Annotated in this window: 11 protein-coding genes and 1 riboswitch; of the genes, 6 read left to right on the top strand and 5 right to left on the bottom strand. The window is 34.7% G+C overall.

Annotation, left to right across the window (positions count from 1 at the left end; translation table 11 throughout):
* Positions 1-137: 137 nt before the first annotated feature.
* Positions 138-1,064 carry an AEC family transporter gene (locus tag BZK14_RS11900; RefSeq protein WP_077926690.1) on the bottom strand — a complete coding sequence of 309 codons (927 nt, stop codon included), beginning with the start codon at positions 1,062-1,064 and terminating at the stop codon, positions 138-140.
* 112 nt (positions 1,065-1,176) lie between these two features.
* On the bottom strand, positions 1,177-1,935 hold the full coding sequence (locus BZK14_RS11895; protein ID WP_077926689.1) for an AraC family transcriptional regulator: 759 nt from the start codon (positions 1,933-1,935) through the stop codon (positions 1,177-1,179).
* A gap of 106 nt (positions 1,936-2,041) precedes the next feature.
* Between BZK14_RS11895 and BZK14_RS11890 the strand changes: the two genes are divergently transcribed.
* Positions 2,042-2,851: a sulfite exporter TauE/SafE family protein gene (locus BZK14_RS11890; protein ID WP_077926691.1), complete on the top strand. Its 810-nt coding sequence runs from the start codon at positions 2,042-2,044 to the stop codon at positions 2,849-2,851.
* Here BZK14_RS11890 and BZK14_RS11885 read toward each other — a convergent pair.
* Positions 2,813-3,613: a GNAT family N-acetyltransferase gene (locus tag BZK14_RS11885; protein WP_077926688.1), complete on the bottom strand. Its 801-nt coding sequence runs from the start codon at positions 3,611-3,613 to the stop codon at positions 2,813-2,815. The two genes, BZK14_RS11890 and BZK14_RS11885, sit on opposite strands and share 39 nt — an antisense overlap.
* A gap of 245 nt (positions 3,614-3,858) precedes the next feature.
* On the opposite strand from BZK14_RS11885, the gene BZK14_RS11880 reads away from it, so the two are divergent.
* Complete coding sequence (locus tag BZK14_RS11880) at positions 3,859-4,761, top strand: alpha/beta fold hydrolase (protein WP_077926687.1); 903 nt, start codon at positions 3,859-3,861, stop codon at positions 4,759-4,761.
* 11 nt (positions 4,762-4,772) lie between these two features.
* Here the strand turns inward: BZK14_RS11880 and BZK14_RS11875 are convergent, their stop codons facing one another.
* Positions 4,773-5,486 (bottom strand): SDR family NAD(P)-dependent oxidoreductase, encoded by a 714-nt coding sequence (locus tag BZK14_RS11875; protein ID WP_077926686.1) that lies wholly within the window; start codon positions 5,484-5,486, stop codon positions 4,773-4,775.
* A 120-nt stretch (positions 5,487-5,606) separates the two neighbouring features.
* On the opposite strand from BZK14_RS11875, the gene BZK14_RS11870 reads away from it, so the two are divergent.
* Positions 5,607-6,014, top strand: a complete 408-nt coding sequence (locus tag BZK14_RS11870; protein WP_077926685.1) for a hypothetical protein — start codon at positions 5,607-5,609, stop codon at positions 6,012-6,014.
* Between the two features lie 37 nt (positions 6,015-6,051).
* On the opposite strand, the gene BZK14_RS11865 is transcribed toward BZK14_RS11870, so the two are convergent.
* Positions 6,052-6,618, bottom strand: a complete 567-nt coding sequence (locus BZK14_RS11865) for a YceI family protein (protein WP_077926684.1) — start codon at positions 6,616-6,618, stop codon at positions 6,052-6,054.
* A 178-nt stretch (positions 6,619-6,796) separates the two neighbouring features.
* Between BZK14_RS11865 and BZK14_RS11860 the strand changes: the two genes are divergently transcribed.
* From BZK14_RS11860 to BZK14_RS11850, 3 genes are all read left to right on the top strand, one after another.
* Positions 6,797-7,660, top strand: coding sequence for a pirin family protein (locus tag BZK14_RS11860; RefSeq protein WP_077926683.1), 864 nt, complete (start codon positions 6,797-6,799; stop codon positions 7,658-7,660).
* Between the two features lie 72 nt (positions 7,661-7,732).
* A riboswitch (M-box (ykoK) riboswitch) is annotated at positions 7,733-7,913 on the top strand.
* A 146-nt stretch (positions 7,914-8,059) separates the two neighbouring features.
* Positions 8,060-8,992 carry a magnesium transporter CorA family protein gene (locus BZK14_RS11855; protein ID WP_077926682.1) on the top strand — a complete coding sequence of 311 codons (933 nt, stop codon included), beginning with the start codon at positions 8,060-8,062 and terminating at the stop codon, positions 8,990-8,992.
* A 15-nt stretch (positions 8,993-9,007) separates the two neighbouring features.
* Entirely contained in the window at positions 9,008-9,958 is a 951-nt protein-coding gene (locus BZK14_RS11850) for a magnesium transporter CorA family protein (RefSeq protein ID WP_077926681.1), read from the top strand.
* Positions 9,959-10,111 lie beyond the last annotated feature (153 nt).

Genomic DNA, 10,111 nt, shown 5'->3' with positions numbered 1-10,111 from the left:
TTTATTGTTTTGGTGGATCAAGCCCATCACAGCAATGGGATACTTTGGGGTATTTGCACTGGCCTCTGCAATTTTATTGGTATTAGTCATCATCATTGGGGTAATTCACAATTACAGAGCCAATCGAGCATAAATGATTATGCGGGAATGGAAACATTCAGTAACCACATAATAATTGGTAAAGTGATTAAGCTTAAAATTGTACTGATGAATGTAGCACTAGATACTAATTTAGGTTGAGTGTTGAAAAATACAGCTTGTAGTGTTGTGTTAGCTGCAGCAGGCATTGCTGCAAGTATAATGAGAATCGTTTTGTATGTTTCTGATAAAGGCAGGAATATCACTAAAAAGTATGCCAAAATTGGTGAAAGTACCATTTTCACAATTAAAGAAATGGAAAGTTTAGGTAAATCAATTTCTTTAATTTGGATCATCGCAAGTTGCATGCCTAGAATAATCATAATGACAACAATGGATGAATCTCCAATCATAGAGATGGATTTCATGACAGAATTACTGATTGGGATATGGATTAATTGGCAGAAAATTCCAAGTAATGCGCCATATGCAACAGGCATTTTGATCACACGGATCAATGCGAATTTTATAGAGGATGCTTCACTTTGACGATCGCTGCCTTTAGCTGCATAGTAAATCCCAATGGTGCTCATCACAACTTGTTGTAGAACTAACAGAATGATGGCTAAATCAAATCCTTGAGCACCGAAGAACATTAAAATCACCGGTACGCCATAATTACCATTGTTCATGAAGCATGCACTTAATATCATACCGCAGCGTATATTTTCAGAATATCTCATAAGTTTTGACCAGATACTGATGATCAGTATCAAACCTAAACATAGCGCAAAAACATAAAAAGCTAAATAGATATAATCAAAAGTTAATTCATGAGTATAGAACGTGCGGAAAGCCAAGAATGGTGAAAGCACATACAAAGACATTTTGGAAAGATTCTGAATATCAAAGCGCAGAATTTTTTGTGCAATGAATCCCACGACAAAAATAGAAAAAATGGGGAAGAGAATCCAAAAGAAATCCATGATAAACCTTTGTGTATGTTGTTTGATAACAATTTGAAAATCTATTTCTCCCATAGGGAGGGATAGTTATATTGATGGGAATCTGAATGTGGTTTTCAATACAATAGCACTATCAAGATGGAAATTGGGAAAATTCACTGGGTGAATAATTCAAAGATTTTTTAAACATGGCAGAAAATGCGCTGATGCTCTCATAACCCAATGATAAAGCTATATTGGTGATGGGCTGATTTTTTGTTAATTCAGTTAATGCATATAATAAACAGATTTGTTGTCGCCATTGGCTGAATGTCATCCCTGTTTCTTTTTGGAAAAAGCGAGAAAATGTGCGTGTGCTTTTATGGGTTAAGCTAGCCCATTTTTCAAGTGATTCATGGATATTGGGCGATTGAATAAAGCTTTGGCATAATGCTAACAATATAGGATCTTGAGGCAATGGAATGTGAAAAGGTAAAGCTTCTGCACTTTGAATTTCATACGTTAATAGTTGAAATAGTGTTGCATCTCGGCCTTGCAGTTCATATAAACGAGGAATCTCTGTTGCTGCCATTAAAAGTGTATGCATGAGTTTGGAAACTTTTACAACTTCACATCGTTCGCCGCGTAATGATAACTCAGGTGAAATGTATAAGCTTCTTGTTGATGCATTGAGCATTCTCACAGAATGCTGTATTTGTGATGGAATCCAAACACCACTATCAGGAAACACAAGCCAGCGATCATGTTCTGTGGAAACTTCCATCATCCCACGAATACTATATAAAAACTGAGCACGTTGATGTTGATGCATTGGCAGCAATGTACCATCTTTGTAATCAGTAGCTAGAGCGATGATTTCTCTTGGTGTATCTTCAATAGTGTGAATCACCATTTAAATTCCTTTGGCGTATTATCGATAGTATATGGCATTTTATCGTAAGTTTGCCAATCATAATTTCAGTATGATGCCATTATTTGTCATCAATATAGAGATTATGATGTTATTACTCTTAAGTTTCTTTGGAATTATTTCAGGAATCACAACGGTTCTATTTGGTTTTGGTGGTGGTTTTGTTACAGTGCCTTTGCTTTATTCTTATTTATCATTAACAATGCATGATCAAGGTTTGATCAGTGAATTTGCGATGCAGATTTCTGTGGCGACTTCTGCATTCATCATGATTTTTTCAGCATCGTTATCAAGCTACCAACATCATAAAAAAGGTAATTTAAACTTTGATCACATTGGGCCATTATTCATTGCTATTTCTATTGGAGGATGTTTTGGTGCTTTGATCGCAGTATTAGTGGATAGCGATTGGATTCGTTGGTTATTCATATTGTATTTGGTGATCACAATTATTGACTGTACTGTAAGAAAAGGTTTTATGAATCCTAAAGCAGAGGTTATTCAGAAAATTTCTCCTCAACGAGATGGTGTGATTGGCGTTGTGATTGGTGTTGTTGCTGCATTTTTAGGCGTAGGCGGTAGTATAATGACTGTGCCATTGATGAGAAGGCGTGGTGCAAGCATGCAAGAATCTGCCGCAATGGCCAACCCTTTAACATTGCCAATGGCGATTACAAGCAGTGTTGTTTATTGGTTATATGCAATCCATGATCAATTGAATTTTGGTGAAGGCTTTATTGGCTTTTTATACATTAAAGGTGCGATATTATTAATTATCAGTGCTTGGATTGGTGTCAAAATAGGCATTCGAATGATGCAATATTTGCCTGATCACGTGCATGCGAAAGCCTATCCAGTTTTATTGATGATCGTTTTGGTTGTGATGTTTTGTGTTTAGTTCCGTGGATTTATAGTAAGCGTGGTAATGCCATAGAGATTTAAATCCTAATTTTTGATAGACCGATAAACCATCTGAGGATGCTTCTAATACACATTGCTTTGCGCTTTGTTCTTTAGCAAATATTAACGCGTATTGAATTAAAGCAGTTGCATAGCCTTTGCCTTGATGATGAATATCTGTCCCAATATCATCTAAGCGCGCAGCATCATCTATAATGGTCAATGTCAGGCTACAGATCGGGGTATCATGATGTATCAATGCGAAATGATAGAGTGGACATTGTTGTCGTAAAGCCATTTCATGGGCTGTTTGATATTGTCCTATAACGATAGCATCTTGTAATAAATCGCCTGAGCCAAAAGCTGTTACTAATGGGCTGCTCCAATAGGATAGATCATCATTACTTAAGCGGATAACAAAATCATCAATACGATTAGGTATTGGCTGCCATTCGTTCAAATTCAAAAACATCGCCATTGTGGGTGTTTCATTTTCTAATTGCCATGTTACTTTGTGTGATTGAAGAATTGCATGTGTAGGGCCTTCTGGGCAAATAATCATACAATCACGAGATTGTGCATTATACCAATTAAGTACATTGATAATTTCTTGAATATCAGCACCTTCATTGATATAACAGATATTAAAATTTTGTACTTCTGTGACAGGGCTAATGTAGGCTTTTATATTGTTGGATGTGTAATGGCTTTGACTAATGCTTTGCCAAAAAGCTTCTTCTAAAGCATGGAAATTATTCATATCAATCTCTTTTGGTCAGTCGAATATTATCAATAGATGATTTTGACTATAGCATCGATCTGTATATTTAGGTTGATGCATTATTATGGTTATGGACTATTTAAATTATAAAAATTTATTTGTATTGATTATTGTCAATAAATGTAAATTTTGATGATAATATATTTTGGAACCTATTTAAAATATAAGGCTAATTGATATTTTAGATGATCGTTATATGCCTGCTTATAACGAAAGGTTTTTCTATGAAAATTTTTATGTCTTGTGCTCTGATTCTTTTATTGCAATATGTTGTTGCAACAGAAATAGAACCTATGAAAATAGCTCGAGATGATGGTAGTGATATTTTATATTATTATCATCAAGAGGATGATAATAATGATACGTTGTTTGTCATTATACAGGGTAGTGCGTGTATTTCTGTCCCTTATCAATATGGCAGAATGTCATTATTTGCAGATCTTAACTTTAAGGCAGATACTTTATGGGTCGAGAAGTATGGCTTAATTAATGAAGGGCGTGATGCTGAATGTCCTTCTACATTTATAGAAAATAATTCGCCCTTACAGCGCGTTGATGATTATGTTACGGTATTTCGTCAACTCTCGGGTCGATATAAGCATATTATTCTTTTAGGTGTGAGGGAAGGTGCTGCTATCATGAGTTTATTATTGGCAAATGAGAACCTACCCATCTCTGCTGCAATCGCTATTAATACAGGGGCAGGATCATATGCCAATGACATGGTTTGGAGAATTGAAACCGCAGAATCTTTAGATGATTTAGTCTTAGAGCATCCCGTTATTTCTAAGTTTTTAGAACAAGGCCAAAATGGTGAAATTACCAATGATATCGGATTTTTAGACCATAATTATCATTGGTGGTACGAGATGTTGAATACCAATATGTATAACACTCTCAAAAATAGCCACAAACCATTGTTAATTATTCAAGGCTTAGCAGATCGGTATATGTCTTCAGATATATACATCAGTTCCTATTATTGTTTAATCAGTAAAGAGAATGTGACAGTTTATTATTACAAAAATTTAAATCATGAGTTGGCCGATAGCTTTGATCAGCCAGATATTCCAAAGGTACTTACGGATATTCAATCTTGGTTGAATCATCTAAATAATATTGATTAAATTCACTTAGGCTATACATTCATATCCAACATTGCAGGCATCGTGATTTCTTTCACGCATGTTGCGTGGCTTGTGCTGAGAATGAATTGAATAGCCGACATGACATCTTGCAATGGAATTAATGTGCCTTCTGTTTCTGAAATAACAGTTTCAGCAGGCGCTTCGATTGGATATTCTGTTGCTAAGTAGCCTAAATTCAACACAGAAACGCCAATTTTGTCATTGCGTAGATTCTCGCGCAGGGATTGTGCAATACCACGCAATGCATATTTTGATGCTGAGAATACAACTTCACAACCATTATGATTATCTAAACCCCAAGTTGAGCCAATGAGGATAATTTTTGCTTGATTGGCTTTTTTCAGATTGGGTAATAAAGCTTGAATATGTAATAAACATGCACTGATATTTACTTGTATCATGTTTAAAATTTCTTGTTGAGATATTGCTTCAAAATTATATTCATCTGAAAATGCAGTGGATTCCCAAATGCCGACATTATAAATCAGACAATCAATGCTTTTATTTTGGATTATTTCTGTCACTTGAGTAACAGATTCGATTGTCTTATTGAGATCAGCCAATATCCATTTAATATTTTTATGAGGTGATTGAGATGAGTTTCTTGCAATAGCAAAAATAGTGTCTTGTTCAGAAGGTATTGACTCAATGATCGCTTTACCAAGCCCTTTGCTTGCACCATAAACTAAAAAATTACGTGACATACTATGTTCCTATAAAGAATGAATGCATAATATCATTAAAATTCAAGATGATAATAAATTGATTGGTATTTTATTTTCAAACGATATTAAATCTCGTTTATGTTTGCAAAGGAGAGAATTATGTCTTTTAAAGTTTTATCCATTGAGAATTTTCCATCCGTAGAAATTCATCAATTTCCATCATCAGTTGAAGAAACTATCATGTGGTTAAATGAATTAGATCAACTATTGATAGAAGGAGTGCCATTCGTTTTGGTTTATCCCGTATTTGATCCTATAAAATTTATGGCGATTGATGAAAAAGTTTCACAAGAATCGCGTAAGAAGACTATTTTGTGGCTTAAAAGTCAGCGGGCTTTATTTGAAGAAAAGTGTAAAGGTATTTTATTGCAACTAAAGCCAGATGGCAGTGACGCTGAATTGGTTGAAGGGCAAAGAAAACAAGTGGAAACTGTTTATCGTGTGCCTGCAAAAGTATTATATCCGGAGCAGGATCAAACAATCTTAGTGAATGAATTATTGTCTTAATAATAGAACAAAGCCCCCAAATACTGGGGGCAAAAAGTTATTGTTTAACTGCTTCTACTTGGATTTGTAATACGACATCTTTTGTCATACCCATATCCACTAAGAAGTCAATTCCCCATAATGTACGATCAATTATGGCAGTGAAATCTCCCCCACAAACTTCTGCATTGAACATTGGATTTTCATAGCAATTGAATTTAGTTGCTTTTAACGTTACTGGGTTTGTTTTACCCATCATTGTTAATTCGCCTTTGATTTCTGTTGGTTTATCACCATTGAAAATCCACTCAGTTGACTTAAATGTCATATTCTTGAATTTAGCAATATCAAGAAGATCAGCACTTTTCATATGATTATCAAAATCTTTTGCACCAGTATTTAATGATTCTATGGGGATCGTTACTTCTACTGCGCCTGTTTTATTTGTAGGGTCAAATGCAACAGTGCCTTCAATACCATAAAAACCACCATGATTGGTTGTGGTTCCAAAGTGATCAATATTGAAACGAGCATTAGAATGCATAGGATCTAATTTATAATCTGCAGCGATCGATATGCTTGCTAATAAAGGTGATGTTAAAGCGGATAAAATAAATTTTTTCATAAAAAATAATCTCCAAAAATCTAGGCTTAAATCATGTGATGGTAAATACTATACCAAGCAATAAAACAATGAGATAGTCAATAAAATGATAAGAAATGTCCTAAATTTGGAATAATAGGGCGCTGAAAGTTCTGCCATAATAAATATAATTTCAAACAAATGTTCGAGGAAAATAATTATGAAAAAATTATTAAATATTTATGGAGCACCGCCTGCGCATTGGGTGGGGGATGGCTTCAAAGTTCGTTCACTTTTCTCATATAATAATCATGGCAAGATATTGAATCCATTTATTTTATTGGATAGAGCAGGACCAACAGAATTTCAACCTGGAAATTCACCAAGAGGTATTGGAGAACATCCACACCGAGGATTTGAAACAGTTACCATTGTTTATGAAGGGGAGGTTGCGCATCATGATTCTACAGGAGAAGGTGGCGTAATCGGTCCAGGTGATGTTCAGTGGATGACTGCTGCATCAGGGATTTTGCATGAAGAATATCATTCAAAAGATTTTGTAAAAAATGGTGGTATTTTAGATATGGTTCAATTGTGGGTGAATTTACCTGCAAAAGATAAAATGAGTCAACCAGGTTATCAGCTGTTAATGAATGAAAGTATTTCCAAAGTATTTTTAGGTGAAAATATTGGATTTGTACGTGTAATTGCTGGTGAGTACGAAGGATTTCATGGTCCTGCAAAAACTTTTTCTCCTTTAGATGTTTGGGACTTTCATTTGAAAGCTGGGGCAAAAGTTACAGTGCCAGCACAAGAACATCGTTATGTTGGTCTCATTATCGTCCATGGTGAAGTGATTTTAAATGGAGAAAAGGTATTACAAGAATCTGAATTGGCTATATTAAATCAAGGTGGTAATCATTTTACATTGGAAGTTTCTGAGAATAGTACGGTGCTTGTTTTGAGTGGGGACCCATTGAATGAACCTATTGTTGGTTATGGTCCATTTGTAATGAATTCCCGAGAAGAAATCATGCAAGCATCTTTAGATTTTTCTCATGGGCATTTTGGCCGAATAAAATAGGCTTGATAAAAATTTACAGTTTTAAGGGTTGCTATAATTTTTTGATAGGCTATAATGCGCTCCTGATTGCAAATCTAACCTCGTTAGGTGAGGCTCCTGTACGGAGATATGCTACTGCCCAGAAACGTCCAAAGACGCCAACGGGTTTGAACAGAAACTATCGAATTAAGGTGGTTTATAATGTAGCTAGCAGTGAATTAATTTTCACATCTTATGCCGTACAGTGCTAAAACTCAACGATTTGAGGGAAGTAGATATCACTGTATGTGCGTGCTTGTGTGCGTGAGTTGCGGTGATACTCGTGTGACATGTATTGTTCGCAAAAAGAATAACATGCGCCTCTTTTCGTTAGAGGCGCATTTTTTTTGGTTTTAATACTGTTATTTCGGGAGGTTATCTATGCTTAAAACATTTGATATACAAGCAAAAGATAAATTGAATCGCACCAAACCTTCAAACAATTTGTGGATTCAACTTGTTAACCCAAGTCAAAACGAATTAGAGCGTATCTCTAAAGATTTTTTGATTCCTTTCTCAATGCTCAATATGCATCAGTCAGACAAACGAAGCACAGCCATTGATCGTCACTCTGATCTTTTTGCTTTTGTCATTGAATTACCTATTGCTAATGAAGCAGGTTCAAAAGTACCTTTTGCCATCATGAAATTATCCATCATTGTGATTGGTGATGTTGTGATTACGATTGCAGATCAAGCACATCCCATTTTAGAGAGCTTACAAAAAGAGTATGTTGAGCTATTTTCTATTATGGGTGTGACAAGTTTTGTGAATCGTATTTTTGAATTAACTACAGGGTATTTTTTAATTGCGATTGCGAATGTTAGCGAGATTGTTGATGATGTAGAGCGCCGATTGCAGACATCCATTAGTAATAAGCAAGTATTTGATTTGTTGAATAATAATAAAAGCTATTTATTCTTTATTCGCTCATTAAAACATAATGGGATTATTTTGAATGATTTAGCAAAAAAACGATTATTTGCGAGTGATCATCGTACTGATATTCAAATGATTGATATCATTATTGCTAATCAGCAAACACAAAAAAAAGCTGAAATTTATAATGGAAATTTATGTAATTTGATGGATGCTTATTCTGCAGCCATAGAGAATAATTTAAGTTGGGCGGTTCAATATTTAACTATTTTTATCACGATTGCTGCTATTCCAATGGCTGTTGCCGGTATTTACGGTATGAATACACCATTACCATTTCAAGATGAACCTTATGCTTTAGCTGCATTGGCAGGATTAACAATTGTTATTGCATTGGCTGTCATTTCATTTTTTAAAGCACGTCGTTATATTTAGCTGTGAGGAAAAATTATGTTTACAATTTATAAAAATGATATGAATGGCCAATTGGTTCAAATTAATTCGATAGAACATAATAGTTTGATTAATATGGTTAATCCAACAATTGAGGAAATTCAATTGATGGCAAAAACATTAGAATTACCCATAGATTTTTTCAGTAATTTATTAGATGAAGATGAAAGACCGCGCATTGAAAGAAATCCCAATGGACTATTAATGATTTTAAATGTGCCAGTTAAAGTTGAGGGAGCAGAAGATTTAAAGCAAGCGCCTTATAGTACTGTACCAGTGGGCATTATTCATGCGCAGGATCATTTAGTGATTATTAGTCGTCAAGAATTAGATGTTGTGAGAGAAGTCATCGAAGGGCAATATGGTGATTTTCAAAGTTATATGAAAACGAGAATCTCTTTATTGTTGTTTAAAGCGGTTTCAGAATCTTATGAAGATCATTTGGCGCTAGTTAATCATCAAGTTGCAGATTTACAAAAAGAATTACGCTTATCTTATCGTAATACTGAATTGTTTGGTTTAATTAATTTGAATAAAAGCTTAGTCTTTTTTTCAACGGCATTAAGTGCGATGGCAATTTTGTATAAACGTATCGCAGAGGGTGATACATTTAAAATTCATGATGAAGAACGTAAACGTTTGCAGTCAATTTTGGTGGATCTAGAACAATCTGCAGAAGTGATAGAAATGCGTCGTGAAAGTTTGAGTAATTTGATGGATGCATATGCCACAATTATTCATAACAACTTAAATTCAGTATTAAAAATGCTCACAACCTTAGCCATTGTGATGATTATTCCTACTATGATTGGTAGTATTTTCTCAATGAACGTAGCGTTGCCAGGAGAAGATAATCCAATAACAACGGTGGTAGTTGGCCTTGGTATGGTTGTCATTAGTGTTGTTTTACTCATTGTATTTTATCAAAAAAAATACCTTCGTATGTAAGCGTAATCATTCGTAATAAAACTCATGAGGAATATCATTATGATGACAATTTATAGCCGTAATATTGGTCAAGAAATGGCAAAAGTAGATGCGTTAACACAAAATAACTGGATTGAAATGGTTGCGCCAAGCGTTGATGAAATTGCACAACTT

The sequence above is a fragment of the Wohlfahrtiimonas larvae genome (genome assembly GCF_002006755.1).
In the GTDB taxonomy this organism is placed as follows: domain Bacteria; phylum Pseudomonadota; class Gammaproteobacteria; order Cardiobacteriales; family Wohlfahrtiimonadaceae; genus Wohlfahrtiimonas; species Wohlfahrtiimonas larvae.
Note: the sequence above shows the minus strand (reverse complement) of the source record. Positions and strands in the feature narration are given on the sequence as shown.

What these genes read in the sequence shown, in the direction of transcription:
- BZK14_RS11900 (WP_077926690.1), bottom strand. Translation starts at nt 1,064, where the DNA reads ATGGATTTCTTTTGGATTCTCTTCCCCATTTTTTCTATTTTTGTCGTG.
- BZK14_RS11880 (WP_077926687.1), top strand. Translation starts at nt 3,859, where the DNA reads ATGAAAATTTTTATGTCTTGTGCTCTGATTCTTTTATTGCAATATGTT.
- BZK14_RS11875 (WP_077926686.1), bottom strand. Translation starts at nt 5,486, where the DNA reads ATGTCACGTAATTTTTTAGTTTATGGTGCAAGCAAAGGGCTTGGTAAA.
- BZK14_RS11865 (WP_077926684.1), bottom strand. Translation starts at nt 6,618, where the DNA reads ATGAAAAAATTTATTTTATCCGCTTTAACATCACCTTTATTAGCAAGC.
- BZK14_RS11870 (WP_077926685.1), top strand. Translation starts at nt 5,607, where the DNA reads ATGTCTTTTAAAGTTTTATCCATTGAGAATTTTCCATCCGTAGAAATT.
- BZK14_RS11850 (WP_077926681.1), top strand. Translation starts at nt 9,008, where the DNA reads ATGTTTACAATTTATAAAAATGATATGAATGGCCAATTGGTTCAAATT.
- BZK14_RS11885 (WP_077926688.1), bottom strand. Translation starts at nt 3,613, where the DNA reads ATGAATAATTTCCATGCTTTAGAAGAAGCTTTTTGGCAAAGCATTAGT.
- BZK14_RS11855 (WP_077926682.1), top strand. Translation starts at nt 8,060, where the DNA reads ATGCTTAAAACATTTGATATACAAGCAAAAGATAAATTGAATCGCACC.
- BZK14_RS11860 (WP_077926683.1), top strand. Translation starts at nt 6,797, where the DNA reads ATGAAAAAATTATTAAATATTTATGGAGCACCGCCTGCGCATTGGGTG.
- BZK14_RS11895 (WP_077926689.1), bottom strand. Translation starts at nt 1,935, where the DNA reads ATGGTGATTCACACTATTGAAGATACACCAAGAGAAATCATCGCTCTA.
- BZK14_RS11890 (WP_077926691.1), top strand. Translation starts at nt 2,042, where the DNA reads ATGTTATTACTCTTAAGTTTCTTTGGAATTATTTCAGGAATCACAACG.